Raw genomic sequence first — 26,831 nt, 5'->3', positions numbered from 1 at the left:
AACCGGCATTCAGTTGCTAAGGGTAATCCGGAGGTGGAAGTTTACGCAACCGGTTGTCCGGGCATTGTGTCCGGAGATGGGCGATTGCTGTGCCGTCTGGCAGCCTGAGATCAGGCTTCAGGTCCAGTAAAGGTTGAAGTGCGAAGTCCCTGTTAGAGAGTTCACGGTGGGGGACGGTTAGTCGCTCATCGTCCAGCGTCTGAGTACCGAACACCAGCAGATCAAGATCAAGAGTGCGTGGCCCCCAGTGCCTGAGTCTCTCGCGCCCGTGGGCCTGTTCGATGGCCTGGAGCTGATTCAATAAGGTGTGCGGGTCAAGTCCTGTGCTTAGCCACACTGCACCGTTTACATAGTCCGGCTGGTCCTGTGGACCAACCGGTTTGCTTGCGTAAAACGGCGACTGGGCCACGAGCGTAGTGTCAGGTAAGGCAGCAAGCTCCGCTACAGCCCTTGCCAGTTGGGCAGCTGGGTCTTGAAGGTTGCTGCCCAGGCCAATAAAAGCATCAATTCTCATCAGGGTGCAGGCCGTTTTACCGGTTTGCGGCGCCGGCGTTTTTTCGGTGCATCGTTGCTTAGCTCGGACAGCATACGCTCTTGCTCACGCTCATCCCGGCGCTGGAATTCGGTCCACCACTTGCCCAGTCCGGGCTCGATTTCACCGCAGGCTTCCCGGACCAGGAGGAAGTCATAGGCTGCCCGAAACCTCGGGTGGCTCATGGTAACAAAAGCCCGCTTACCCTGGCGGCGGGGCAGGCGCATCTGAAGTTCCCAGATTTCTTTCATGGGGCCGGAGAAACGTTTGGGTATGGATGTTGCCTGAACCTGTCGTCCAATCACCTTGGCTATGGCGCCGTGAAGTGCTGGCTGTACCGGGTCGCCGTTATCCTGGCGATGGTTCCATTCTCGCTGCAGCGCCGGCCAGAGCATGGCGGCAAAGAGAAAGTAAGGGGTAACAGATTTTCCCTGAGCAATCCGGGCGTCGGTGTTGCGTAACGCCTGGCGAATCAGCTCGTCTGATTCACCGGCTTCAATAGCTTTGACGGTTTCAGGGAATAACGGAGCCAACAGATTGTAGTGCGTCAGCAGGTCATAAGTGGCTTCTCCGTACCCTGCGGAAAACAGCTTGAGTACTTCATCGAACAGGCGAGCTGCAGGAATGTGAGTCAGTAAGGGGGCCAGTTCCTGAATGGGTGATTCTGTTTCCGGTGCGATATCGAAGCCTAGTTTGGCGGCAAAGCGGATAGCGCGAAGCATACGGACCGGGTCTTCCCGGTAACGGGTCTCGGGGTCTCCAATAAGGCGGAGCTGGCGGTTACGGAGATCTTCTATGCCGTTGGCAAAATCAATAACGGTAAAGTCGCGGATGCAGTAGTAAAGCGCGTTGATTGTAAAATCCCGGCGCAGTGCATCTTCTTCCTGATTGCCGTATACGTTGTCCCGCAGCAGCAGTCCGTGCTCGCTGGTTTTTCGATCATCGTCAGGATTGTTGTCATCGGCGGCGCTTGCGTTCCCGCGGAAGGTTGTTACTTCGATGACTTCACGCCCAAACACGACGTGAACAATCCTGAATCGTCGGCCTATAAGGCGGGAGTTGCGGAACAGGTCGTGAACTTCTTCCGGAGTAGCGTTGGTTGCAATGTCGAAATCTTTGGGCTGCTGGCCTAAAAGAATATCGCGTACACCACCGCCCACAAGGTAAGCCTCATAACCGGATTTGTTTAGTCGGCCAAGAACTTTTTTTGCAGGTTCGCTGATAGCTGAGCGTGAGACGTTGTGCTGGTCCCTGGGAATTTCCCGTCGCTGGTAGATCGGTGCCTTTCTTTTGCCGTTTCCGGGAATGAAAGAGCGGAGCTTATCGACGGATTGTTCGAAAATGGAGGAAAGTGTTTTTTGCATTGAAATCCGTGGTTGCGTTGAGCAAAACGGTGAGTTTAACGGTTTGAGCAGGAATTGCACACTTTGCCTCGGAATCTCGCGATCCCCAGATAATCAAAAGGCGGATCCGTTTTCACGAATCCGCCTTCAAAACTTTGACAATTTACTTTGTTTTTATTTTTTTATGCCGGGATTTTTCTTCGTTTTTGTACCCCACTGTATATCCCCAAAACGAGGCTTCTCAGCAGTGCAAACGGAAAGCTTTGAACACAATGAGCAGTCAAAGACAGAGGGCAAGTCATCTGTAGGTGCTGCGTCACCTGTAAGGTGATTCTTCTTTGCATCTCTACAACTCGCACAAGCCAAACAACTACCAAAAAAGCAAAGTACTCAAAACACTCAATTCGCTCACGTTCTCTTTTTGTTTTTGTTGCTGAACGTATTCCCCGCAGCTTTTTGTTTTTGTTGAGGCGCTGCTTTGTCACTGTTGTTTTTGTTGTCGTGCGCTTAAGAGGTTGCAGTTGGTGTGCCAGTTTTTGAAATGCTAACAATAACAGGTGGTTAGAATTTTTTGCCCTGTAAGTGTTACCCCGTATCCAATATAAGTGTTACCCGCAACCGGTTCTTCTCGTGTGGAGTGTTACCTTGGGGAACATGCGGTAACAACTGAACCTAAGTTCGTTCTTTCGGGAGTTGCCGGGCATGCTCCGGATTGAGATAGGTCAGTTTCCTGAGGTTTTCTTCCGGGGAATGCCGAGCCGCTGTCTGCGTTCCCACAGGGACTTCCGACTGATGCCCAGCTTTTGGGCCAGTTCGGTTTCGCTCATGCGATCCTGGTTTTCCAGCACAAAATGCTGAAAATAATCTTCCAGTGAAAGATCGCTGGCGCTGTCTGCGTCATGGGTGTGGACCTGCTCATTGTTGCCCTCCACCAGCGTTTCAGGGATGTACTCGTCACCACCTTCGCTGTCGAGATCCAGCAGTGAGGGCGTAATTATGTCGCCATCGCACAGGATGCTGGCCCGTTCAATGGCATTTTCCAGCTCCCGTACATTTCCTGGCCAGCGATGGCGCTCAAGAACCCGCATTGCTTCAGGGCTGAGATTCAGATTGGGTTTGCCTACTCTTTCACCCTGGGTAACAAGGAAGCGTCGGGCAAGCCCGAGAATATCGCTCTGACGTTCGCGCAGTGGTGGAATTCGAATCTGCATTACGTTCAGACGATAGTACAGATCTTCGCGGAATCCTCCGGTACGCGTCATTGCTTTCAGGTTCCGGTGGGTCGCGGCAATCATTCGCACGTTGACCTTTCTGCTTTGGGTAGAGCCTACTTTCCGGATTTCGCTTTCCTGGAGTACTCGCAGCAGGCGCGCCTGCGCTTCGGCTGGCAGTTCACCGATCTCGTCGAGAAACAGGCTCCCACCATCAGCCGCTTCTATCAGCCCTGTCCGGGCAGAAACCGCACCAGTGAACGCCCCTTTCTCGTGTCCGAATAGTTCTGATTCAATAAGGCTCTCCGGAATGGCTGCGCAGTTTACTGAAATCAGTGGTTTTGCGGCCCGAGGGCTTAAAAGATGCAGTGCCCGGGCAACAAGCTCTTTACCTGTTCCGGATTCGCCCTGTACAAGCACCGTTGTTTCTGTTGGTGCCACTTTTCGTATAAGCGTGAAAACCCGCTGCATAGGCTCGCACTGACCGTACATGATAGTGGCCGGATCACCGTTTTCTGACGCAGGAGCCGTGTCTTCCCGGCGTTCCGGGGAAGGTGCCATTGTGCGCGCGAGAATACCCTCCACAGCTGCCAGCATTTCATCATGATCAAATGGCTTGGCTATATATTCCACGGCCCCCATTTTCATGGAGTCCACCGCAGAGCGCAGGCTGGCGTAACTGGTCATGATCAGTACCGGGGTATTTGGTGCCCGGTTGATCAGCTCCGTGCCGGGGGCGCCGGGCAGGCGCAGGTCTGAAATGATCAGGTCGAACTTGTCGGGGTCGTGGTCTTGTTCAGCTTCTTCTACAGAGCCAACGTCTTCAACGTCATATCCAGCGTGCAAAAGCAGTTTGCGGACGGCGGAGCGAATAATGTCTTCATCTTCCACGATTAAAATACGGGGCATGGCAGTTTCAGAACCTTTCATTCGGGCGGTTGGCGGAGTTGTCTTTCTCCGGCTCATAAGCTGGCAGCTTCAGTCGTATGCGGGTGCCGAGCCCGGTTGCCGGGTCGGCAGGGCTTTCAACCTGAATGTTGCCGTAATGCTCTTCAATAATGCTGTATACCAGTGACAAGCCCAGGCCGGTGCCCTTGTTGGTTGCCTTGGTGGTGTAGAAGGGCTCGAAAATATGGTCAAGCTGATCTACCGGTATTCCCGATCCCTGGTCAACGACTTCGATGATAGCTGAGTAGCCGTCATCCATGCCAGTGACCCGGATCACTCCCCCCTCGGGGGAGGCGTCCCGGGCGTTAGCCAGCAGGTTTACGAAAACCTGCACAAGCCGTTGCTCATCGCCCAGTATCTGAAGTGTTTCAGGGCAGTCGTTGATGTAATGGATGCCGGGCACTCTGTCGCCCAGGGATAGCAGATTGATGGATTCCTCCACGCATCGACGAACGTTTACTGGTTCGTACCGGTTGGCCTGGGCATGGTTGCCAGTGCGAGCGAAGTTCATTAACGACTGCAGGATGGTTGATATGCGCCGGGTCTGTTGCTGAATCTGGCTTGCGGTATCAAGAATGTCCGGGTTGTCGGTTTCCAGCTTGAGATTCTGTGCCAGAGACGAAATGCCGGTTACGGGGTTGCCGATTTCATGGGCGACGCCTGCAGCCAGTCGCCCGACCGAGGCCAGGCGCTCGCTGTGCATCAGTTCATCTTCCAGCAAGCGGATTTCAGTCTGGTCTTCCACCAGGATGATGCTGCCACCGTCGGGATGGTCTGGCCCGCTGAGGGCTGCTTTGTGCAGGTTCAGCCAGTGGGGCTTTCCTTTGAGATCCAGCCGGTGTTTATATCGGTGCAGGTCTTCGCCGCTGTTGAAATCATCCAGCAGGTGGTGCCAGTGATCTGGCAGGGCCATCAAACGTGCACCTACAACATCATCGGCTGTGATCCCCGTGAGCGCTTCAATGGCATGGTTCCACATAAGTATCTCGCCATCCTCACCCACTGAACAGGCAGGAATTGGCAGGTTCTGCAGCGTTTGACGGTAGTGCCGGCGAAGGTTGTCGAGCTCGCCCGCGAGACCGGTAAGACGATTCTGGTAATCGCCCAGTGCTCGTTCGACATAGCGGATATCCTGAGCGGTACCGCCACGGGTTATAGGTTTGAAGCCAAGGTGGCGTTTGACCATGTCGCGGGCCACCGACGGCCCAAGCAGGCCCGAGAGGTTGATTTCGACCTGATCACGAAGTCGTCGCAGCTGATAGGGACGATACTCAACATTGGGAAGTTTCAGTTGTCCGAGAGCTCGCTCCACTTCCCGTTTCGCAACTTCATGGCCAAGGGGTTCGGACATCCGGCGTATAAAATCAGCGGAAGAGCTCGCAAGCAGTTCCCGCCGCTGAGGGCGTGAAAGTGCGCCCAGGGTGCAAGCCTGGGCGGCGCTTGTCTCTTCGTTAGTGCTTGCGCTGAGGGCGGATATCAGAGCAAAGACGGTGACGTTTGCTGTGAGGCTGACAAACGTAAATATGTGCCAGTTGCTGTAATCCGGAATAAGTGGCGCGTTCAGCCACTCCAGCAGATTGGCTGTATGTGAGAAAGGCAGTACCAGCGTTATCGCCCAGATTATCAGCCCGGCAATCAGCCCGGCAATCAGTCCTCGGCGGTTGCCTTCCGGCCAGTAAATAACCCCAAGGGCCCCTGGCAACAACTGTAGCGTTCCGGAAAGTGAAATTGCCCCGAGAATGGAAAGATCCAGATTCTTGCCGAGAGTTTCATGAAACAGCAGCGCCAGAAGGATAATCGCTGCAATCAGCAGGCGTTTGATCCATTGCAGCCAGTGATAAATATCTCCCTGGTCTTTTGGTGTTCGCAGTGGCAGCACCACATGGTTCAGTACCATTCCGGCGAGTGCCAGGGTACTGACAATCATCAGGCCACTGGCAGCCGAAAGGCCGGCTATATACATCAGTAAAGTGAGTGCGGGGCTTTCCAGTGCCTGGGCAATGCCGAGCGTGTAGAAGTTCGGACCGGTCGCAACTCCGAGGGCCTGACCACCCCACAGAATCAACGGTATGGGGATTCCCAGCAGCAAAAGGTAAAGGGGGAGGCCCCAGCTGGCTTTTGCGAGGGCTTTAGGTGACGGTGTTTCACTGAACGTCATGTGGTACATGTGCGGTAGTACCAGCGCACCGGCAAATGACATCAGCATAAGGGCACGCCAGCTGCCGTCATCAACGCTAAGTGACATGGTGGTGGCTGGGGTGGTGTTGTTGGCCAGCCAGACTTCCAGTTCGCTCATGCCGCCAAACACGCTGAAAAGAACGACGCCGCCAATAACCAGGAGGGCAACAAGTTTAACGAGCGAATCAAAGGCAATAGCAAGTACCAGCCCCGGGTGGCTTTCGGCATCCTGATTACGGCGGGCGCCAAACAGCATGGCGAACAACACTACCGTCAGGCTGAACATCACGCTGATCAGTTGCGGGGACGTATCCGGAGCGAGGATGCTGGCAGATGTGGATACCGCCTGTATCTGCATGCTCAGCAAGGCGAGGATGGCACAACCGGAGCATAAGGTGACAAGCGTACCTGCCCACTGGCTGCGATACCGGTAAGCGAACAGGTCTGCCAGCGAGGTGAGTTGGTAGGCCCTGCCTATTCTCATGATTGGGTTGAGCAGAACCGGGGCCAGCAGGAAGGCGCCGCTGATACCGAGGTAATAAGCAAGAAAGCCGTACCCGGATTCGGCGGCCATGCCAACAGCCGCATAAACTGCCCAGATGCCCGCATACACGCCAAGGCTAAGGGTGTATACCAGCGGGTGGCGTACCCAGTGGCGGGGGACTACTCCACGCTCTGTTACCCAGGCTATGCCGAACAAAAGGACTAGGTAGAGCAGATTGGCGAGCAGCAGTCCTGAGGCACTAAAACTCATCAGGGTCCCGCCGCCATTCCAGCCAGAATCCGATGGCTATGAGGCCAGCCCAAACTACAAAAGGGCTGTACCAGGCATTCCCGGGTGAAGTCCACCAATCGAGAATATTTGGTGAGAAGATGTAGATGGCCAGAACCAGTAGAAAAACCAGACGGTAGATATACATCAGGCATAGGATCCGCGCTGAAGTTTGTGAAAGGCTTTATACCATGACTGTTACCGGGATGTCAGGTGAATGGCATCGCGCTCCCAGTGTTCGCAGGCCCACTTCAGCAGATTTTCCACAGATCCGCCAAGCAATGAATCAGGTGGTTTCTGATGCAGGGCGTTCAATGCGTTAAACAGATTTTCTACGGGGGTATGGTCGTTCAGTGCCGGGGCGTGATTTTGTTTCGATAGTTTTTGTCCCTGATCATTAACAATTACAGGAATGTGAAGCCATCGTGGTGGCGTTGCCTCCAGAGCCTGGTAGATCTGTAGTTGCTGTGCCGTCATGTCCAGCAGGTCTGAGCCGCGAACTACATCCGTAATACCTTGCTCTATGTCATCTACCACTACGGCAAGCTGGTAGGCGAAAAACCCCTCCTTGCGCAAAATGACCGGGTCGTCGATTTCCGCGCGGACAATCTGATGCTGGGGACCCAGTAATTGATCCTGCCAGTAACACTGCTCATCATGGAGGGCAAAACGTATGGCGAAGGGCTGGCCGGGAGTTACAGCGTCCACCTCTCTGCAGTGTTGGGGGTGTCGGCCATGATTGGCCTGCAGCTGTTTGCGCGAACAACTGCAGCGATACGCCAGACCTTTGCTCAGCAGGTGTTCGATCGCTGCGTGGTAGGCGCCATGGCGCCGGGATTGGAAGAGCACGGGTGCATCGGGAAACAGCCCGTGAACATCAAGGCTGTTCAGGATCTGGCTTGTGGCTGCTGGAGGTTCCCGAAGGGGGTCGATGTCCTCAATACGGATCAGCCACTGCCCGCCGAGAGATTTTGCTTCCAGATAACTGGCCAGGGCCGTAACCAGTGAGCCGAAATGAAGCGGGCCGGTTGGTGAGGGCGCAAAACGACCCCGGTAGTTATGAAGATCGTTCATGAATAGGGTTGGCTGACCGGCAGTGCCTTTAAGGGCATCGCCGGCCAGATCGCGCTTGTCGCTTCAGATACCAGTCTGGCGCTCGCGAATTTCGGCCAGGGTTTTGCAATCAATGCACAGTGTGGCAGTCGGTCGTGCTTCCAGGCGGCGGATTCCGATCTCAACACCGCATTGGTCACAATAACCGTAGTCATCTTTGTCGATGCGCTCGACGGTCTGATCGATTTTCTTGATCAGCTTGCGTTCGCGGTCGCGGGTGCGCAGTTCCAGGCTGAACTCTTCTTCCTGGGTTGCACGATCACTTGGATCCGCGTAGTTTGCCGCATCTTCCTGCATGTGATGCATTGTGCGGTCCACTTCTTCCATGAGCTCCTGTTTCCATTGCCGCAGCAACTCTTTGAAGTGCTCCCGCATGTCGGCACTCATGTAGTCTTCACCCTTCTTCATTTCATAAGGGGTGAAGTTGGTGAAACTTTCGTTTGATGTATTTGCCATATAACCCGGCCTCTTTTTTACACTTCACAAGGACGTTCTGCTTCCCTGCGCGCCAGCCCCCGCTGCGGCGCGATCAATAGTTTGGATAAAGCAATCGTCCTGAAACGGGATTTGGCGGAAAATAGCAGATTAGTTACGGTGGTGCCAGCCCTGTGACACCTACTTCGCATTTGGAGAGCCTATGAAGTTCCCTCAGCCCCTGATTGAAGGGCGTCTTATCCGGCGTTATAAACGCTTTCTGGCGGATGTCCGGTTGCCCGACGGCACTGAAGTAACGGCCCATTGCCCGAATACCGGCTCTATGCTGGGATGTCAGCCACCCAACGCGAGGGTGTGGCTGAGTCGCAGCGATAACCCGGCGCGTAAGTTGCCCTATACATGGGAACTTGTTGAAACGGCGCCCGGGACACTCGCCTGTATAAATACGGCCAGACCGAACGCGCAGGCCCGAGAGGCAATTGAGGCTGGCCGTATCCGCGAATTGACCGGGTACAGTCATTGTCGCCCGGAAGTGAAGTACGGCGAGGAAAAAAGCCGGATCGATCTGTTACTTTCCGGACATGAGACAGAGCCGGATGCCTGGGTGGAAGTGAAGAATGTGACACTTGAGGAAAACGGCCAGGGCTTCTTTCCGGATGCGGTGACAACCCGTGGACAGAAACATATACGAGAACTGATGGCTCAGGTTGCGCACGGTGATCGTGCGGTGTTGTTTTTCGTGGTGAACCATACCGGGATCGAAACTGTCCGGCCTGCGGATCATATTGACCCGCAATACGGCCAGTTATTGCGGCAAGCGTGTGATGCGGGGGTTGAGGTTATAGCTTATCGTGCAAACCTGGCTAACGAAGACGGCAGTCCATCCGGCGAAATGGAGCTTGTTGAGGCCGTGCCGGTTATTCTGGAAGTCTGACTTCCAGCATCTCTCCGTTTTCCCGTACGTCCAGCGTGGTGAGAGCATCACCCTGACAGGGTCCTGCGATGCACTCACCGTCTCCGGGTTTGAACAGAGCTCCGTGCGTTGAGCACTGAATGAACAGGTTGTCCGTGTCCATAAACCGGCCCGGCATCCAGTTCAGTTCAATGCCTGTGTGAGGGCACTGATTCAGGTAGGCCCTGGGGGTGGTGCCATCCAGAAACACAAACCCCCTCTGTGGCAGAGTGTCAGCACTCTTCGTTACGCCGGATCCGGCGCCAGCCAGTGAAAACTCAATGAACTGGCCTGCCAGCAAGGATGTCCTGTTACAGACCGGCTGCCACTGGCTGGTTTGTCTGCCTGTCATATGTCTGCGCTGTATCGCATTCGTGTGCCGTGGTTCAGGGACATAACGATCTCATCGGCCTTTAGCCTGCCCGGGAAGAAACATCCGGAAATCTTCGCGCCGGCAATGCTGGCACCTTCCATAATTGCATGGCTGAAATCTATACCCCTGAGATCCGCGCCCCGAAAATAAGCGTGGCTCAGGTCCAGCCCGTGAGCGTCCAGTCCTCTTAGATCCAGCCCTCTGAAGTCTCCATGGGCAAAGCTGGGGAGGTCGGTTCGCGTTGATTTTTGCGCGTTGAATGCAGCGATGTCTTCCTTGCGGACTGTTTCATAGAGCGGGTCTTTGATATGTCGAACGGCATCGGTTTCCATGATCGATCCTTATGATGTTCTGTTCCGGTTTTTCAGGCATATCGCCCGTTTATCTTGTAGGCAGGCCGAAGTGCTGCCGGATTCTGTCTGCAACAGCTTCTGCAACATGTTCCTGATCTGTGTGCAGGTGAACGGTGTAGCTGTTCTCATTGTCTGTCAGGGGCTCGAACCAGTCTTTCTGGATGTCCAGCAATTCCACAGTTGCTTCCGAGGCATCGCCTTTGCGGTTGCGTACCCACTCTTTTCGCAGTTCTTCTGGCGCTTCGCAGTGAATCAGGGCAAAGGGCGTTCCCAGGTTTTCAGCGACAGAGGTAAGCATTGTGCGCTCTCGCTCTTTCAGACAGGCCGCATCGACAATTACCGGAAAGCCTGAAGCGAGCAGTTCACCCGCAAGTTTTGCGAGACGCTCATAGGTTTTTTCATTGGCTTCGGCGGAGTACAGGTTTCCCCCGGCAGGTGAGCGGCTATCTTCCAGCGGCGCCAGGCCATGCAGACGTTTACGTTCAACGTCAGAGCGCAGGCGGATGAGGCCAAGCTCGCGGGAAAGGGCGGCGCTTACGCAGGTTTTGCCACTGGCAGACAGTCCCACTGTAGCGAGCAGATAAGGATTCGGGATGTTGCTGTAATTTTCGGCTAACTGGGCATAATCGCGATATCGCTGCATGAGAGCCGTTTTTTCGTCTTCGCTCAGGGATGGGTTGGCCAGAGTGAAAAGCACAACCTTGGCTCGCACCAAAGCCCGGTAGGCCTTGTAGAGCGGCAGCAAGGGCAGGGCTTCGAAATCATCGCGGTATTCCAGGTAGGTGTTCAGAACCAGGTTTGCCAGAGCTGGTTCCCCTCGGGATTCCAGATCCATTAACAGAAATGCCAGATCGTTAATGACGTCGATCCAGCGGAAGGGCTCGTTGAATTCGATGCAGTCGAAAATTGTGACCTTGCCATCGTAAACCGTGATGTTTGCCAGGTGCAGGTCACCATGGCATTCCCGAACCAGACCATCTGCACGGCGTTTGGCGATCAATTCCCGTTGGCGCTCAAAGGTAGTTTGTGTCCAGGCTTCAAGGTTATCGAGCTGGTCCAGTAGTTCCTCGTCGCCGAGCATCGGCCGTATCTGGTCGAAGTTCTCCTGCATGGCAGCATACACGGCTTCGGGCGTGCCCAGCGGTTTGTCGTCTGCTACCGGCTCCAGGCTGTCGTGGAAAGCTGCTACCTGCCGTGCGAGGCTGGATAGAAGTTCCGGCTTCAGGGTGCCGGTTTCCTGCAGGTGATCAAAGAGTTGGTCCTGACGGAACTGGCGCATTTTCAGTGCGTATTCAAACGGTTCTCCTTCGCCGCCGATGACCGGTTGCTCCGGGGTGCCGGTTATGGGGAGCACCTCCAGGTAAAGCGGTTCTGCCAGGCGCCGGTTCAGGCGCAGTTCTTCTTCGCAGAAGTGCCTGCGGCGCTCCAGAGTGGAGAAGTCAAGGAACCCGAAATCCATGGGTTTTTTGATTTTATAGGCATATTGACCGGTCAGAATTACCTGAGAAATGTGAGTTTCTATAACCTGGAATCCGTCAACCGGATGGTTGTACAGTTCGGGGTTCTGCAGTGCCAGTAACAGTTTGCCTGGGGATGTTTCACTCACGGTGCGCTCCTCGCTTCCCTGAACTCATTGATTTCTATTGTCCTATCATAACGGGCAGGTTACAGAAATAACACATAGTTGGCCTGCCTTATGTTGTGCAGGCTTCGTTATAATCCAGCCATGAAAAAAAACCGATCCTCCTCGAAGCCAAATAGAAAATCCCGAAGCAAAAGCAGCCGGAAAGGGCGTAGCTCCTGGTTCTGGAAAATGTTCTTTCGTGTGTCCGCCATTGGGCTGGTGTTGCTGGCTGGCTGGATGGTTTATCTCGATGCAGTCGTTACTGACCGGTTCGAAGGACGGCGGTTCGAGGTGCCGTCGCGGGTTTATGCCCGGCCTATGGAGCTTTATGACGGCGCAGGTGTGAGTTCCGGAGCATTGGAGCGGGAGCTGGCGCTATCTGGTTATCGCAAAGGCGATGGCGTGAAACCCGGTAGTTATCGTCGCAATGGCGGGCACTTTATTATCAGTACCCGGGGATTCCGTTTTCCTGATGGGGATGAACCCCGGCGGAAGCTTTCGCTGAACATCTATGGCGACAGGGTTCACGACTTTTCGGTATCAGCCGGAGATGACGCCGCGATTGTGCGCCTGGAGCCGGCCCGCATTGGCGGAATTTATCCTGCCCACAAAGAAGACCGTATTCTTGTGCGCCTTGATGAGGTTCCCTCACTGCTACCGGATGCACTGATAGCGGTAGAAGACAGGAACTTTTACGATCACTTCGGGATCGCTCCAATGTCTATTGGCAGAGCCATGCTGGCGAATTTGCGTGCCGGGCAGATCGTTCAGGGCGGTAGTACCCTGACCCAGCAGCTGGTAAAGAATTTCCTGCTTACCCGGGATCAGACCCTGTTGCGAAAGGGGAATGAAGCTTTGATGTCGATTCTGCTCGAGCTGCATTACGAGAAAGACGACATTCTGGAGACCTATCTGAACGAGGTGTACCTTGGGCAGGCGGGGACCCGGAGTATTAACGGGTTCGGGCTTGCCAGCCAGTTTTATTTTGGCGAGTCACTGAGAGATCTGGATGTACATCAGATTGCTCTCCTTGTGGGTATGGTCAAAGGGCCAAGTTACTATAATCCGCGCAGGCACCCGGACCGGGCCACCCAGCGCCGGAATCTGGTGATCAGTGAGATGGAAGAGGCGGGCCTCATTGACTCGGCGAAAGCGGCCCGTGCCCGTGGTTTATCGCTGGGGGTCAGTGCAAAGCCGTCGTACTCGGAAAACCGCTATCCGGCATACATTGATCTCGTCCGGCGCCACCTTGCGCGGGATTACAAAGAAGAGGATTTGCGTAGCGAGGGGCTGCGCATATTTACTACCCTTGATCCGGCAATTCAGTATGCTGCCGAATACGCCATAACGGATACAGTGCCACGCCTGGCCGGTGGCGATGCGGCTAAAGCTCTTGAGGCGACTCTTGTCGTAACGTCTAAAGATACCGGTGAAGTCCTGGCGCTTGTTGGTGGGAAAGACCCTCAGTTTGCGGGGTTCAACCGGGCTTTGGACGCACACCGTCCGATCGGCTCCCTGATCAAGCCTTTTACATACCTGACCGCGCTGGAGCAGCCGGAGCGCTACACCCTGATGACTCCGGTGCTCGACAAGTCCTTCGCTCTGGAATTTGATGATGGCCGGCGGTGGGAACCCAAAAACTATGATGGTAAAGAAAGGGGTGAGGTTCCTCTGCATCGTGCTCTTTCACGTTCATACAACCTGCCGGCAGTGAGGGTAGGTCTGGATGTTGGCGTTCCTGCTGTTCGCAAGACCTTGCGAGACTTCGGTGTGGTTACACCTATTTCCGAATACCCTTCCATGCTGCTTGGGTCGGTTGCCATGAGTCCTGTGACTGTCGCCCAGATCTATCAGGGATTGGCCACCTCCGGATTTAATACGCCGCTGCGTACAATCCGGGAAGTGACAGACTCCGATGGCAAGGCGCTTTCGCGCTACAGCCTGGAAGTGGATCAGGTTGCAGACCCGGCCGCTGTGCATTTACTGCAGTACGCAATGCAGGAAACCATGCAGGAAGGTACTGGGCGTTCGGCTTATTACACGGTTCCAAAAGAGCTGACGCTCGCTGGAAAAACAGGAACAACCGATGATGGCCGAGATTCCTGGTTTGCCGGGTTCAGTGGTGACTTGCTGGCGGTGGCCTGGGTAGGGCGTGACGACAATGGGCCCACAGCTTTAACCGGGGCCTCCGGGGCACTGCCCGTATGGGCCCGCTTCATGGCCCAGGTTCCCCAGCATGGCTTTTCACCAGTGGTTCCTGATGGTGTGAATTATTACTGGGTAGATCCTGAAATGCAGGCATTAACCGATGAGTATTGCGATAATGCACGCCTTCTGCCGTTTATATCGGGTAGTGAGCCGACAAAGAAAGTGTCTTGCTCTGGTACCCTTGAGCGGAAAATTCGAGGCTGGTTTGAAGGATTGTTCCAATGAATAGGCAAGGTATTTTTCATGCAGGCATGTTGGTCGCGTTGCTGAGCCTGGCCGGATGCGCCTCTGGTCCCGGCGGCTCTATTTATGTGCCGGCAGATGGTGGCGCACCCGACGCGCTGGAGCCGCCACGTACTGCGGAGGATAATGAAGAGCCGCAGATCTGGCGTAAAAGCGAACAACCGGAAATCCGGGAGCCGGAACAGACTCCGCGTAGCACCAAGCCGAGCTATCGCGACGCCGGCGATGAGCTGTCACCTGCAGCCCTGAGCCTGGTTCGTGAGGCCGACGGGCTGTTGAGCAGTGGCAACGCCGAGGGTGCTATTGCTCGCCTCGAGCGTGCCCAACGCATCGCGCCCAGATCAGCGGAAGTCTACTTCAAGCTGTCGGAAGCCTATGTGGCAGGTAACAAACTCGGGCCGGCAGAGCAATTTACGCTAAAGGGGTTGTCGCTGGCTGGGAATGATATCCGGCTGCAGCGTGCGGGTTGGTTGTTGCTGGCGGATATACGTCGGGCCCGGGGTAACCTGGCGGGAGCTGATCAGGCAGAAGAGCGAGCTTCGGCCCTGTAATTGATAAGAGAACTGCATGTCCCTGCCCGGAGATGCATCCGGGCAGGGAATAGTGACGCCTGCATAGCGGTGTCTGGCGGCCAGACCTCCAGACCTTTTTGAAACGAATAGTTGCTAGAGGGTCGCCATTACTTTTTTTGCTGCCTTGATCGTATCGGCAATATCCTCATCGGTCAGTGCTGCGCTGGTGAAGCCGGCCTCAAATGCGGAGGGGGCAAGGTAAACACCCTCTTTAAGCATGCCCTGGAAGAACTTCTTGAAGCGTTCCACGTCGCACTTCATTACCTGGTCAAAGCACGTGACACTGGGTTCGTCTGTAAAGAAGAAACCGAACATGGCCCCTGCACCCTGAACAGTGAGGGGGATGCCCGTTGCATCAGCAGCGGCCTTGAGGCCATCACGGACCGCAAGCGTCTTTTGTGCCAGACGATCGTGGAAACCTGGCTCAGAGATGGCGTTTAAGGTTGCGAGGCCGGCGCACATCGCCAGGGGGTTTCCGCTCAATGTGCCCGCCTGGTACACCGGGCCAAGGGGAGCAATGTGTTCCATGATTTCCCGTTTGCCACCGAAAGCACCAACGGGTAAGCCGCCACCGATAACTTTGCCCAGTGCTGTCAGGTCCGGGGTCACTCCGTACAGGCCCTGAGCCCCACCCAGAGATACCCGGAAACCGGTCATTACTTCATCGAAAATCAGCACGGTTCCATACTCATCGCAGACTTCCCGTAGTCCTTCCAGGAAACCAGGAACCGGAGGAATACAGTTCATGTTGCCTGCAATCGGCTCTACGATAATAGCGGCAATCTGATCACCGATTTTGCTGAAGGTCTTGCGAACGCCTTCAATATCGTTGAAGTCCAGAGTTAATGTGAGTTCGGCAAGGCTGGCGGGGACACCGGGCGAGTTGGGTACGCCCAGGGTCAGAGCCCCGGAGCCAGCTTTTACCAGCAGAGAATCCGCGTGGCCGTGATAACAGCCTTCAAATTTGACGATCTTGTCTCGCCCTGTGAAGCCGCGGGCAAGACGAATGGCGCTCATGGTGGCTTCTGTACCGGAGTTCACCATACGGACCAGATCAATCGACGGTACCAGTTCGCAGACCTTGCGTGCCATATCGGTTTCGATTGAGGTAGGTGCGCCATAGCCGACGCCGAGGTCAACCTGAGCGTGCAGTGCATCTTTGATGCGCTGCTCCGAGTGGCCAAGAATCATGGGGCCCCAGGAACCGATGTAATCTATATACTTTTTGCCGTCTTCGTCATACAGATAAGCGCCCTGGGCGTGGTTAAAAAAGATCGGGGTGCCGCCCACACCACGGAATGCGCGAACGGGGGAGTTTACGCCGCCTGGGATATACTTCTGAGCCTGCTCGAACAGGGTTTCGGAGTGCGTCATTTTTGAGAGCTCCTGTTATCGGGGGTAGAAAAGAGTGGGTGATGGCTGATAAACAGCCTCTGAAATGTTTCTGCCTTTTGCTTTGTGGCTTCGGGGCTATCTCCGAAAAGCCCGCCAACAACCGCTAGCAGATCAGCACCGGCCTGGATCAGCTGTTCACCATTTTTGGTGGTGATGCCGCCTATAGCGGTAACTGGCCGGTTGAAGCATTTCGCTTGCGCCAGTATGTCGGTTGTAGCAGCTGGGGCTTCGGGTTTGGTTGATGACTTGAAAAAACGGCCAAAGGCCAGGTAATCGGCGCCTGCTTCCATGGCGGCCTTCGCCAGCGTCAGGTCTGCATGGCAGGTAATGCCAATGATGGCGTCATCACCAAGCAGGCGGCGCGCCTCAGAGGCAGATCCATCTGACTGGCCAAGATGAACGCCAGCAGCACCCACCCGTTTTGCAAGCGAGGCATCATCGTTAATAAGTAGTGGTACTCCAGCTACAAAGCATGCCGATTGCAGATTTCTGGCTTGTGTCAGGCGTTCTGCCATCGGCGCGGACTTTTCACGGTATTGTACCATTACTGCACCGCCCAGAATCGCCGCCTCCACTAACTCAATCAGTGTCTCCGGAGGTGTAAGTTTGCTGTCGGTGATTGCGTAAAGCCCCGTCGGCACACGGGTTTTTATCGTTCCCACAAAATGCCCCGGTCCGGAACCGGCTGGCCTCTGCCGACCTCAAGTGCGTGCAGGATCGTACGGTGCACGTAGTTCTGAGCCTGGGAAATTGCGGCACGGGGTGATAACCCCTGAGCCCGCCCGGCAGCGATTGCTGCTGCGAGCGTGCAGCCAGTCCCGTGATACTCACCGCCGATACGCTCTATGTCCCACGACATCGGGGTGGGTGAATGAGTGTAAAGTGTGTTGGTTATGCTAAGACCGGTTCCGTGGCCTCCGGTTGCAAGCACCGATGTACAGCCGTTCTCAATTAGCCTGCGTGCCGCTGCGTCTGGGTTGTCACTCTCTCCCAGCAGGGCCAGTTCTATGCCATTGGGGGTTATCATCTCTGCCAGTGGAAACAACCGCTTTTTCATGGCGGAAAGCAGGTCATCATCTGCAAGGTCGCCACCTCCCGCTGCCTTGACTACCGGGTCGGTGATAACCGGGATATCTGGGTGGTTTTCAAGAAACTCCACAAACACATCGACTACCGCGGCATTACCAAGAGCACCACTTTTGACAGCGTGTATGGGCGCATCTTCTGAGAGGCACCGGAGTTGTTCACGGATCAGTTCCGGGTCGACGGCTTCGGCAGCGTAAACATTGCGGGTGTCCTGAACTGTCAGGCAGGTAAGCACCGGTAACGGGTGGCACCCCAGTGAAGTGATTGCCTGAATGTCTGCCTGAATGCCGGCGCCGCCGGAAGGGTCCAGGCCGGAAAGAACAAGTACCTGAGGGCGGGTGTAGTGTTTAATGGCTAGAACTCCCTAAAAAGGTTTAACGACAGCGAGGATAACAACGGCCAGCAGAACGAATACAGGTAGTTCATTGAACCAGCGATAGAAGACATGGCTGCGGGTGTTCAGATCGTCGCGAAACACCTTGACCAGATGGCCGCAATAAAAGTGATAAATGATCAGTAGAGCCACCAGGACCAGCTTTGCATGTAGCCAGCCCTGACTGAAATAGCCTGAAACGTTATAGCTGAGCAGCCATGTGCCAAATATCACAGTGGCAATCATCGATGGAGTGGTAATGCCCCGGTAGAGTTTCCTCTCCATGATTTTGAAGCGTTCGCGCCCGGGCTTATCTTCGCAGGCTGCATGGTATACAAACAGTCGGGGCAGGTAAAAAATGCCCGCAAACCAGCACACCAGAGAAATTATGTGAAAGGCTTTAACCCATAGCATTGATCAGCTCCGTCGGTATTGGTAATAGCTTTCGATATCGGATTTCAGCACAATTCCATAAATCCGTTGAATCATTGGTGCCACATGGCGTTGTACATACAGAGCTTCGGCACTGGTGGTCTCGAATTCCTGTAGCGCTTCTTCAAGAGTGGCCTGATATTGTACCGGTGCAATATCACGGCGGTTAGCCGGGATCTCCATCAGATCAATGGATTTTGGCTGTTCCTCATCCTTGCCTGCCGTCACCTCACCCTGGTCTTCCAGATACCGAGCCAGATCAACTGCGGGTAGCAGGGCAGTGGGACCGTTGCTACCTTCAACCACCAGCCACTTGGGCTCGGCTTTCAAGGCTTTTCGGGCTTCTTCGGTTGTCAGATGTCTTTCGATGCGCAGGATGCTCTTGTCCATGATCGCTGCCACAGATACCCGGCGCAATGCCTGGATAACCGGCGAGCTTTGATAACTCAACCCCTGGCTTTTCAGCACCGTGAGGAACAATGATTTCTGTCCAAAGGCCTCGCTCGTGATGAGGGTGGAAGTCGTAATAATAAGCATGCCAGGAAGAATGATATGCGGATTGCGGGTTAGTTCCATCAACGCCATAAGCGCTGCCAGCGGGGCTTGCAGTACCGCACCCATCATGGCGCCCATCCCGAGCATGGCGTAAAAGCCAACAGATGAGGCATGGCCAGGTATGATCCCGGCACCTATGAGCCCCATGGCCCCACCAAGCGTGGCTCCCATAAACAGTGTTGGCCCGATAATGCTGCTTGGCATGCCTAATCCAACAGTCAGGGCTGTGATCACAAGTTTGGCTGCCCCTGCACTCAGCAGCAGCCAGAAGCCAAGCTCACCGTTTATGGTTTCATTGACCGTATCGTAACCAATTCCCATGGTTTCGGGCACCAGAACTGCGGCGGGGACCATCAGTACACCGGCAATGATAACGCGCAGCAAAACAGGTCGGTCATTGAAACGCCCCATGGAGTCGACCAGGTAAATGAAAAGTGCCGCTGCAATTCCAATCACGATGGCGATGACCAGAATCCAGGGTATTTCCAGCAGTGAGTTCATGGTCAGAGCAGGGACGCTGAACGCGGGCTCAGATCCGTATACAGCCTGGGTTACGATAGCCGCGCTGACAGCTGCAAGAATGATGGGCGTGAAACCTGCAATAGTATATTCCATCATCACCACTTCCATGGCGAAAATAACCCCGGAAATCGGCGTGTTGAACGATGCGGAAATGGCCGCAGCACAGCCGCAGGCTACAAGTGTCCGGATGCTGTTGTTTGGGAGCCGCATCCACTGGCCCATCAGGCTTGAAAACGCAGCCCCCAGATGCACTGCGGGCCCTTCGCGGCCGGCGGATTGTCCTGTAACGACGGTTGTGACACCAACAATGAACTGGATTACAGCACTTTTCATCGTGATGTAACCCTGGTGGTAGTTCAGTCGCTCCATAACGTGAGCAACTCCGACTTTCCGGTCGTGGGTTGTCAGACGATGCAGTAGCAGACCGAGACCCAGAGCCCCGGCCAGAGGCAGCAGCCCCCGGGTAAGGATGTCGAGACTCTCAAAGGCTTCAGACCCTTCGCCCGGCAGGATGTATTCCAGCGGCCACTCTATGGCAAGGCGGAAAATCAGAATCACCGCGCCGGTAATCAGCCCCGATAACAGGCCGAGGACGGCTAGTTGAGGTAATGAATCAACACCGGAAAATCTACGCGGGAACGCGGTGATCAGTTTTTCACCAAGCTGATGCCAGAATTTATTCATGGGTGCCGGTGTTCCGGAACAAGAGGGTGGCCTGCCAGAGGGTTTCTGACAACATTGTAACTGTCGCCCTGTAAGCTGCAATAAGTCGTTGGTTTATCATGATAGTATAAGAGATTAACTTTCAAGTCCTTATACAACGTCGCTGGAGAGCAAGTTGATTAAAGTAGGTATCGTTGGCGGCACCGGGTATACCGGAGTCGAGCTGCTCAGAATTCTCGCCGTTCACCCTGAAGTTACGGTGAGTTGTATTACCTCACGATCAGAGGCCGGCCTGCCCGTGGCCGAGATGTACCCGAATCTTCGCGGACATTTCGACCTCGCCTTTTCGGAGCCGGACCCTAATGTTCTGGCGCAGTGTGATCTGGTGTTTTTTGCGACACCACACGGCGTTGCCATGCGTATGATCCCTGAACTGATGGCCTCCGGCGTGCGGGTAGTCGATCTGTCTGCAGATTTCCGTCTGAAGGATCTTGAAGTTTGGGCTGAGTGGTACGGAATGCCCCATGAATCCCCCGAATGGGTTGCAAAGGCGGTATACGGATTGCCAGAGGTTGTGCGTGATGAGATTGCCAGCGCGCAATTGGTTGCCAATCCGGGATGTTACCCGACGGCAGTCCAGCTTGGCTTTCTGCCTCTGTTGGAGCATGGGCTGGTAGATCCGTCCCGATTGATTGCTGATGCAAAATCCGGGGCCAGCGGAGCAGGTCGGCAGGCCAAAATCGGCATGCTATACGGTGAGGTGAGTGAAAGCTTCAAGGCCTATGGCGCCTCAGGCCATCGCCATTTGCCTGAAATCCGGCAGGGTTTGTCTGCTGCTGCAGGTACAGCGACGGGCATTACTTTTGTTCCGCATCTTGTACCAATGATTCGCGGCATAGAAGCAACGCTGTACGCGGAGCTGAAGAATCCCGCTGATTTCGACCGGCTGCAACAGTTGTTTGAAGAACGATATCAGGATGAGCCGTTTGTTGATGTGATGCCTTCCGGCAGCCATCCGGAAACCCGGAGTGTGCGGGGAGCAAACTTGTGCCGTATGGCACTGCACCGTCAGGAGCAGAGCAATATTGTTATCATCTCCTCGGTTATAGATAATCTGGTTAAAGGTGCAGCGGGCCAGGCTGTTCAGAACATGAATATCATGCTGGGTCTCAAAGAAACGTTGGGTCTTGAAGCGCCTGCATTGCTACCCTGAGGAGCGTTAGTGAGCGAACAACGCAAACCGGCCGAAGAATATGTGGTTGTCCGCCACCGGCCGGGAGACAGGTTAAAACGGTCGTTGATTCTGTTGGTCTTTGTAGTGGTCGCTGCGGCAGGGGGATATGCGGCGGGCATGGCGCAAGGTGGTTTTCGCTTCACCAGTGCTGAAAAGTCCAGCGCACGACTGGAAGACAAAACCGCGACTCTGGAAGCCAGCTATCGCGAAGCACGGCAGCAGCTGGTTAATCTCGAACGGGGCCAGCTTATGGATGAGCAGGCGCTGAAGCAGGCCCGGAAGACGATTGTAGATCTTGAGACCCGTATAAGCGCTCTGCAATCTGATCTGACTTTCTATAAAAATATCATGGCTCCATCTGAAACAAGTAAAGGGTTGCAGGTGGATCGTTTTTCGCTCGCCAGCGATCGTCAGGCCGGTGTTTATAGTTTCAAGCTGGTGCTGACGCAGGTTGGCAATAACAAGAGTTATATTTCGGGTGTTGTGGCTGTCAACGTAATCGGTATGCGTGACGACCAGAAAGAAGTTATTGCACTGCGTGATTTGTCTCAGGAAATTCAGGATCTTGGAGTGAAATTCCGGTTTCGGTATTTTCAGGACGTGGAAGGTAAACTGGCTCTGCCTGATGATTTCGAACCACTTGAGGTGCAGGTGGTTGCTCAGGCTGAAGGACGCAAGTCCTCGCAGGCTGAACGCACATTCAACTGGGGCGATTTAACGGAGAATTAGAAATGCTTGGCAAGAAAAAACAGAAACCCCGCCTGCCCACTGGCAACTTTGACACATTGATTTCATCGCGGACGACCATAGAAGGAGATGTGCATTTCTCTGGTGGCTTGCATGTCGATGGCCATATTCGCGGCAAGGTGTTGGCTGAGGAAGGTAGTGATGCGGTCTTACGCGTTTCGGAGGTGGGGGAGATTACCGGCGATATTTCTGCTCCACATGTCATTATCAACGGCACAGTTCATGGCGATGTCTATGCATTTGCTCATCTTGAACTGGCAGAGAAAGCAGCTATCAATGGCAGTGTTTACTATAACCTTATCCAGATGGCCATGGGGTCGTCAGTAAATGGCAATCTTGTTCATCAACGCGAACCTTCAGGACTGTTGACGCAGGTTAAAGCGTCGGCCATTAGTTCAAATGGCGATAAACCTGACGACGAAGTAATCGAGCTGGCGGAAAATTCCGGTGGGAAATCCGAATAGTTGATTGTTTTACTCAGGAATACCATAATCCCTATATTATAGTTGTATCAGGTAATCCGGAGGCGAACTTGAGTGTAGTTCAGCAGCAAATGGCAGCACCGCTGTTTTTCAGTGAAAGTGCGGCCCACAAAGTACGCGAGTTGGTTGAGGAAGAGGGGAATCCCGAACTCAGGCTGCGCGTGTATGTCACGGGGGGTGGCTGTTCCGGGTTTCAGTATGGGTTCTCATTCGATGAGAGTCAGGATGAAGAAGATACGGTTGTGGAACGGGACGGCGCGATTCTTCTGGTAGATCCGATGAGCTATCAGTACCTGGTAGGGGCTACCATCGATTATCAGGAGGGCCTTCAGGGCTCTCAGTTTGTGGTGCAGAATCCCAATGCCAGCTCCACTTGTGGCTGTGGAAGTTCATTTTCGATCTGAGGTTATTGAAAACTGGTAGCTCTGCAAAGAGTTGCTGGTTCAGGCAGGATAGATTGCGCCAAGTATCCTTGGGCCCTTGGCTCCGGTTACTTCTGCCAGATTCCCCGGCTTGCGCTCCATTGTTTGCCGGGCAAGCCATGCAAACGCTGTTGGCTCTACCCATTGAGGGTCAATCCCCAGTTCACCGGTATCAAGCAAACGGATAGGGCCAAGCGCCAGGGCCAGCTCCTTCATCAGTAGCCGGTTTCGAGTTCCTCCCCCGCAAGCGTAGACGGTCATGGCTGGTGATTGTGGCATTTGCCGGACTGCCGTTATCACCGACAGTTGCAGTAATGTGCGCTGCACATCTTCTGGCCGGGGCTTGCCGTGGCGTTGCACTACAGTTTTTACCCAGTCAAGATTGAACTTCTCTTTTCCCGTGCTTTTGGGTGGTGGTCGGTCGAAGTATGCATCAGAAAGCATGTCGTTAAGTAGGACTTGATCGACAATTCCCTCTTGCGCCCAGCGGCCGTCTTCATCGTAGAGTCGGCCGGTCTGGTCTTGACACCAGGCATCTATCAAAGCATTTGCAGGTCCCGTGTCAAATCCTGTTACCGGATTGTCGGGGTTGGATGGAATCCAGGTTATATTTGCGATGCCACCGAGATTCAGGATGCATCTGTCTTCGGTGCCCGAGCCAAAGAAGTGCTTATGGAATGCCGGGACCAGAGGGGCGCCCTGGCCGCCTGCAGCCATATCCCTGCTGCGAAAATCACCTACAGTTGTGATGCCGGTCTTTTCTGCAATGGTGGCCGGGCTGCCCACTTGAAGAGAGAAGTGGCCCGGCCCTGAAGGCTGGTGCCGCAAGGTCTGTCCGTGGCTACCGATCGCTCGAATGGAAGAGCGGTCTATGCTGCTGTTTTGTATCAGATGTTCTGCAGTCTCCGCGAAAAGCCAGCCAGTCAGCGTATCAAGCTCGCCTACCTCGTCTGGTGTCGCGTGATTCTGGCTTGCAAGCAGCAGGCGCTGGCGCAGCTCTTCGGGATAGGGAGTGGAATATGTTTCATGGATGCGGACAGTTTTGCCCTGAAAGGACACCAGCACAGCGTCAATGCCGTCCATGCTGGTGCCGGACATAAGTCCTATCCAGGTATCCATTGAGCTTTAGTCTTCCGAAGCTAAAGCAAGGTGCTGATAGTTGCTTCTGAATGCTTCAAACTGCGCAACCTGCTGCTCGGTAAACTTCTTGAACCTTGCCATTTCAGCAGCTGGAATAGGCTGGGCGTCCGGAAGCTTTACTGTTCTGGAATTACGCGGAGAGCCGTTGACCCGGAATTCATAATGCAGATGAGGCCCGGTGACCATGCCGGACGAGCCAACATAGCCGAGAGTGTCGCCCTGCTTGACCCTCACACCGTTCTTCATGTTTTTGCCTATTTTACTCATGTGCGCGTAGAGCGTTGTTATGTTGTCGCCATGTTTGAGGACGACCGTGCGACCATATCCGCCTTTCCATCCGGCAAACTGAACTCTGCCATTGCCGGCTGCTTTGATTGGTGTGCCGGGGGGCGCTGCATAGTCTGTGCCTTCGTGAGGACGGACAACGTCAAGGACGGGATGGCGGCGTTGAAGGTTAAATGGTGAAGATACCCGGGCACTTATAGGAGTGCGCAAAAAAGCTTTGCGCATACTTTTTCCTTCAGGGGTGTAGTAATCAGTGTCGCCGTTGCTGTCGGTATAAAGAAGAGCGATATTTTCCTCGCCCCGGTTTATAAAACGGGCTGAAAGAATACGGCCAGTGCTGAACTTTTCCCCGTCCAGATATAGCTCTTCATAGACTACTTCAAATTGATCGCCTTTCCGGACATCATAGACAAAATCGATATCCCAGCCGAAAATTCCGGCTAACTCCATCGTCAAACGGTCGTCCAGACCTGCTTCTCGGGCAGCAAGATAGAGCGAACCTTCGATTGTACCTGACGCAAATGCAGGCTTGGAAACCGGCTCCCTTAGCTTTGTCTGGCCTTCAAATGACCCTTCCTGCTTAACAATTTCCAATGATTCCAGCAAGCTGCGCTGAAGCTCAATTGCGACAAGTTCGCCCTCGCCATCGGTGGCGAACCGGATGGTTTCGCCGGCATAAAGGCGTTGCAATTTGTCAGCTTCGCCCTTGCCGTGGATAACAGACAGCATAATGCCATCATTGAACCCTGCTTTTTTGAAGAGAGAAGACAGGGTGTCACCGGGCTTTATGGAGAAAGTTTGCCATTCCATGCTCGGCTTTGGCTCGGTCTCAACAAGGTTGCTGGCTTCGGGCGGGGAATCCATCGGGTCGGTGGCAGCAGTAATGGTTTGCCCTACTGATTCAGTGGGCTCTTGCTGCGGTGTTTTGGAAATAATTTCCGATGCGCTGCCTTGTTCCAGATCGAGAGAATAAGACATCCGATTCGCTTCAACATCTGCGCTGGGGCTCATCAAAATAGCAGCAGTCACTACAACAGTCGCAGTCGCAGCGATAGTAATATGGGTTTTCGGGAACATTTTAAGCACGTATCGCATCCGTTTTAATCGGTATTCCGGCAGGTTGAACGACCTAATTAAAGCTGTGGTTCAGGTACAGATCAACAGATTACCGCATAAAAAGCATGTGGAACAGCGAAGAACATTACGGTTGTTGTACTGTCCGCCGGATTTCTTGTGGCGTCATTGATATAATGCGCCGGCCCGCTTTTCAGGATTTGTTTAAAAACTGAGCACTTACACCTTAGCAGGGCGCCGGGTAACTCACAGATTTCTTTTGTAGATGTCTGTAACAGATAATTTTGTGAAACTGATTGGGGACAAGTAATTCATGGTACCTATTGATGAAGCCCTGGCTATTATCAAGCGAGGCGCAGACGAGCTGATTCCGGAAGGTGATCTGGTAGCAAAACTGAAGGAAGGTCGTCCTCTCCGGGTTAAGGCAGGTTTCGACCCTACTGCTCCTGATCTCCATCTTGGGCACACTGTTCTCATCAACAAGTTGCGTCAGTTTCAGGATCTCGGTCATGAGGTGATTTTTCTGATCGGAGACTTTACAGGGAAGATTGGCGATCCCACTGGTAAGAGTGCTACCCGGCCGCCGCTGACGGATGAGCAGGTGGCTCAGAATGCAGTTACCTATAAAGAGCAGGTATTCAAGATTCTGGACCGGGAAAAAACCCGGGTTGTTTTCAATTCAGAATGGATGGGGAAAATGACAGCGGCGGACATGATTCGTCTGGCTGGTCAGTATACGGTAGCAAGGATGCTGGAGCGGGACGACTTTACCAAACGGTACCGCTCCGAGCAGCCGATTGCCATTCATGAGTTTCTGTATCCTCTGATACAGGGTTACGACTCTGTTGCGTTGGAGGCTGATGTTGAGCTGGGGGGGACGGATCAGAAATTCAATCTCCTGATGGGTCGTATTTTACAAAAACATTATGGTCAGCGCCCCCAGGCTGTACTGACAATGCCGATTCTCGAAGGTTTGGATGGCGTGCAGAAAATGTCCAAGTCTCTCGGTAACTATATTGGTGTTAACGATTCTCCGGGTGAGATGTATACCAAGCTTCTGTCCGTACCGGATGAGTTGTTGTGGCGCTATTTCGAGCTTTTGAGTTTCCGTCCTATGGCGGAAGTAAGTGAGTTCCGGGAAGCAGTTGAAGGCGGAGCTAATCCCCAGGACTACAAAAAGTTATTGGCGGAAGAGATTATTACCCGTTTTCACGATGAAGACGCTGCGAAATCGGCGCATAAGTCTGCGGGTAACCGGGTTGCGCTTGGCGAGATTCCGGAAAACGTGCCTCTGGTTGAGGTTTCGCTGGATGGTCAGTCAGAGATGTTGATGGCTTCGGTGTTGCGGTTGGCGGGTCTTGTTAAAAATGGAGCTGCAGCCCGGGACGTCCTCGGGCGTGGTGCTGTTTTTGTGGATGGTCAGCAGTTCGATGGCGATCGGGTGTTCGTAGAGGGTGACAGTTGCGTAATTCAGGCTGGAAAGAAGAAAATCGCCCGGGTTTTGATCACTGCTTGAGCGATTTAAGGTCATTTTTAGTTTTTTCCAAAATGGCCGTTGACAGAT

At 54.1% G+C, this 26,831-nt stretch carries 25 protein-coding genes; 8 read left to right on the top strand and 17 right to left on the bottom strand.

Going from position 1 to position 26,831, the window contains the following annotated elements; translation table 11 throughout:
- Window positions 1-16: 16 nt before the first annotated feature.
- The 7 genes from folK to dksA form a co-directional block, all read right to left on the bottom strand.
- Window positions 17-514 carry a 2-amino-4-hydroxy-6-hydroxymethyldihydropteridine diphosphokinase gene (folK, locus tag DS878_RS02860; protein WP_113814439.1) on the bottom strand — a complete coding sequence of 166 codons (498 nt, stop codon included), beginning with the start codon at window positions 512-514 and terminating at the stop codon, window positions 17-19.
- Entirely contained in the window at window positions 514-1,896 is a 1,383-nt protein-coding gene (gene pcnB, locus DS878_RS02855; protein WP_410003448.1) for a polynucleotide adenylyltransferase PcnB, read from the bottom strand. The genes folK and pcnB overlap by 1 nt, the downstream gene beginning before the upstream one ends.
- Before the next feature lie 701 nt (window positions 1,897-2,597).
- Window positions 2,598-3,995 carry a sigma-54-dependent transcriptional regulator gene (locus DS878_RS02845; protein ID WP_113814641.1) on the bottom strand — a complete coding sequence of 466 codons (1,398 nt, stop codon included), beginning with the start codon at window positions 3,993-3,995 and terminating at the stop codon, window positions 2,598-2,600.
- Window positions 3,996-4,002: 7 nt separating this feature from the next.
- Complete coding sequence (locus tag DS878_RS02840; protein ID WP_113814438.1) at window positions 4,003-6,966, bottom strand: ATP-binding protein; 2,964 nt, start codon at window positions 6,964-6,966, stop codon at window positions 4,003-4,005.
- Complete coding sequence (locus DS878_RS15455) at window positions 6,956-7,132, bottom strand: hypothetical protein (protein ID WP_179397250.1); 177 nt, start codon at window positions 7,130-7,132, stop codon at window positions 6,956-6,958. The genes DS878_RS02840 and DS878_RS15455 overlap by 11 nt, the downstream gene beginning before the upstream one ends.
- 50 nt (window positions 7,133-7,182) lie before the next feature.
- The gene (gluQRS, locus tag DS878_RS02835) at window positions 7,183-8,058 is read right to left on the bottom strand and encodes a tRNA glutamyl-Q(34) synthetase GluQRS (protein WP_113814437.1); all 876 of its coding nucleotides are present in this window, start codon (window positions 8,056-8,058) and stop codon (window positions 7,183-7,185) included.
- A 63-nt stretch (window positions 8,059-8,121) separates the two neighbouring features.
- Window positions 8,122-8,553, bottom strand: a complete 432-nt coding sequence (gene dksA, locus DS878_RS02830; RefSeq protein WP_113814436.1) for an RNA polymerase-binding protein DksA — start codon at window positions 8,551-8,553, stop codon at window positions 8,122-8,124.
- Between the two features lie 181 nt (window positions 8,554-8,734).
- Between dksA and sfsA the strand changes: the two genes are divergently transcribed.
- Window positions 8,735-9,466: a DNA/RNA nuclease SfsA gene (gene sfsA / locus DS878_RS02825; RefSeq protein WP_113814435.1), complete on the top strand. Its 732-nt coding sequence runs from the start codon at window positions 8,735-8,737 to the stop codon at window positions 9,464-9,466.
- On the opposite strand, the gene DS878_RS02820 is transcribed toward sfsA, so the two are convergent.
- From DS878_RS02820 to DS878_RS02810, 3 genes are read right to left on the bottom strand one after another with little or no spacing between them, the layout of a single operon-like run.
- Window positions 9,450-9,836, bottom strand: a complete 387-nt coding sequence (locus DS878_RS02820) for a Rieske (2Fe-2S) protein (protein WP_113814434.1) — start codon at window positions 9,834-9,836, stop codon at window positions 9,450-9,452. The genes sfsA and DS878_RS02820 overlap by 17 nt on opposite strands.
- Window positions 9,833-10,189 carry a pentapeptide repeat-containing protein gene (locus DS878_RS02815; protein ID WP_113814433.1) on the bottom strand — a complete coding sequence of 119 codons (357 nt, stop codon included), beginning with the start codon at window positions 10,187-10,189 and terminating at the stop codon, window positions 9,833-9,835. The genes DS878_RS02820 and DS878_RS02815 overlap by 4 nt, the downstream gene beginning before the upstream one ends.
- A gap of 49 nt (window positions 10,190-10,238) precedes the next feature.
- On the bottom strand, window positions 10,239-11,816 hold the full coding sequence (locus DS878_RS02810) for an AAA family ATPase (RefSeq protein ID WP_113814432.1): 1,578 nt from the start codon (window positions 11,814-11,816) through the stop codon (window positions 10,239-10,241).
- A 120-nt stretch (window positions 11,817-11,936) separates the two neighbouring features.
- Here DS878_RS02810 and mrcB point away from each other — a divergent pair, with 120 nt between their 5' ends.
- The gene (mrcB, locus tag DS878_RS02805; protein ID WP_113814431.1) at window positions 11,937-14,267 is read left to right on the top strand and encodes a penicillin-binding protein 1B; all 2,331 of its coding nucleotides are present in this window, start codon (window positions 11,937-11,939) and stop codon (window positions 14,265-14,267) included.
- Window positions 14,264-14,836: a tetratricopeptide repeat protein gene (locus tag DS878_RS02800; protein WP_113814430.1), complete on the top strand. Its 573-nt coding sequence runs from the start codon at window positions 14,264-14,266 to the stop codon at window positions 14,834-14,836. Before mrcB ends, DS878_RS02800 begins: the two co-directional genes overlap by 4 nt.
- 114 nt (window positions 14,837-14,950) lie before the next feature.
- Here DS878_RS02800 and hemL read toward each other — a convergent pair whose 3' ends face one another.
- From hemL to DS878_RS02775, 5 genes are read right to left on the bottom strand one after another with little or no spacing between them, the layout of a single operon-like run.
- Window positions 14,951-16,231 (bottom strand): glutamate-1-semialdehyde 2,1-aminomutase, encoded by a 1,281-nt coding sequence (hemL, locus tag DS878_RS02795; RefSeq protein WP_113814429.1) that lies wholly within the window; start codon window positions 16,229-16,231, stop codon window positions 14,951-14,953.
- Entirely contained in the window at window positions 16,228-16,914 is a 687-nt protein-coding gene (thiE, locus tag DS878_RS02790; RefSeq protein ID WP_113814428.1) for a thiamine phosphate synthase, read from the bottom strand. Before thiE ends, hemL begins: the two co-directional genes overlap by 4 nt.
- A complete protein-coding gene (locus tag DS878_RS02785; RefSeq protein ID WP_410003450.1) occupies window positions 16,902-17,690 on the bottom strand; it encodes a hydroxymethylpyrimidine/phosphomethylpyrimidine kinase in 789 nt (262 codons plus the stop codon). The genes thiE and DS878_RS02785 overlap by 13 nt, the downstream gene beginning before the upstream one ends.
- Before the next feature lie 12 nt (window positions 17,691-17,702).
- A complete protein-coding gene (gene hemJ / locus DS878_RS02780) occupies window positions 17,703-18,125 on the bottom strand; it encodes a protoporphyrinogen oxidase HemJ (protein WP_113814426.1) in 423 nt (140 codons plus the stop codon).
- 3 nt (window positions 18,126-18,128) lie between these two features.
- Entirely contained in the window at window positions 18,129-19,904 is a 1,776-nt protein-coding gene (locus DS878_RS02775; protein ID WP_113814425.1) for a chloride channel protein, read from the bottom strand.
- Between the two features lie 154 nt (window positions 19,905-20,058).
- Here DS878_RS02775 and argC point away from each other — a divergent pair, with 154 nt between their 5' ends.
- From argC to erpA, 4 genes are all read left to right on the top strand, one after another.
- Window positions 20,059-21,096 carry an N-acetyl-gamma-glutamyl-phosphate reductase gene (argC, locus tag DS878_RS02770; RefSeq protein WP_113814424.1) on the top strand — a complete coding sequence of 346 codons (1,038 nt, stop codon included), beginning with the start codon at window positions 20,059-20,061 and terminating at the stop codon, window positions 21,094-21,096.
- Between the two features lie 9 nt (window positions 21,097-21,105).
- Window positions 21,106-21,846, top strand: a complete 741-nt coding sequence (locus DS878_RS02765) for a DUF6776 family protein (protein ID WP_113814423.1) — start codon at window positions 21,106-21,108, stop codon at window positions 21,844-21,846.
- 2 nt (window positions 21,847-21,848) lie between these two features.
- Entirely contained in the window at window positions 21,849-22,328 is a 480-nt protein-coding gene (locus tag DS878_RS02760) for a polymer-forming cytoskeletal protein (RefSeq protein ID WP_113814422.1), read from the top strand.
- 89 nt (window positions 22,329-22,417) lie between these two features.
- The gene (gene erpA, locus DS878_RS02755; RefSeq protein WP_187298730.1) at window positions 22,418-22,750 is read left to right on the top strand and encodes an iron-sulfur cluster insertion protein ErpA; all 333 of its coding nucleotides are present in this window, start codon (window positions 22,418-22,420) and stop codon (window positions 22,748-22,750) included.
- Between the two features lie 39 nt (window positions 22,751-22,789).
- Here the strand turns inward: erpA and DS878_RS02750 are convergent, their stop codons facing one another.
- A complete protein-coding gene (locus DS878_RS02750) occupies window positions 22,790-23,887 on the bottom strand; it encodes an anhydro-N-acetylmuramic acid kinase (RefSeq protein WP_113814420.1) in 1,098 nt (365 codons plus the stop codon).
- A gap of 6 nt (window positions 23,888-23,893) precedes the next feature.
- The gene (locus DS878_RS02745) at window positions 23,894-25,279 is read right to left on the bottom strand and encodes a peptidoglycan DD-metalloendopeptidase family protein (RefSeq protein ID WP_113814419.1); all 1,386 of its coding nucleotides are present in this window, start codon (window positions 25,277-25,279) and stop codon (window positions 23,894-23,896) included.
- 301 nt (window positions 25,280-25,580) lie between these two features.
- Between DS878_RS02745 and tyrS the strand changes: the two genes are divergently transcribed.
- Complete coding sequence (gene tyrS / locus DS878_RS02740) at window positions 25,581-26,783, top strand: tyrosine--tRNA ligase (RefSeq protein ID WP_113814418.1); 1,203 nt, start codon at window positions 25,581-25,583, stop codon at window positions 26,781-26,783.
- The last annotated feature ends 48 nt before the right edge of the window (window positions 26,784-26,831 follow it).

Source organism: Marinobacter sp. F3R11 (genome assembly GCF_003318275.1).
Taxonomy (GTDB): Bacteria; Pseudomonadota; Gammaproteobacteria; order Pseudomonadales; family Oleiphilaceae; genus Marinobacter.
Note: the sequence above shows the minus strand (reverse complement) of the source record. Positions and strands in the feature narration are given on the sequence as shown.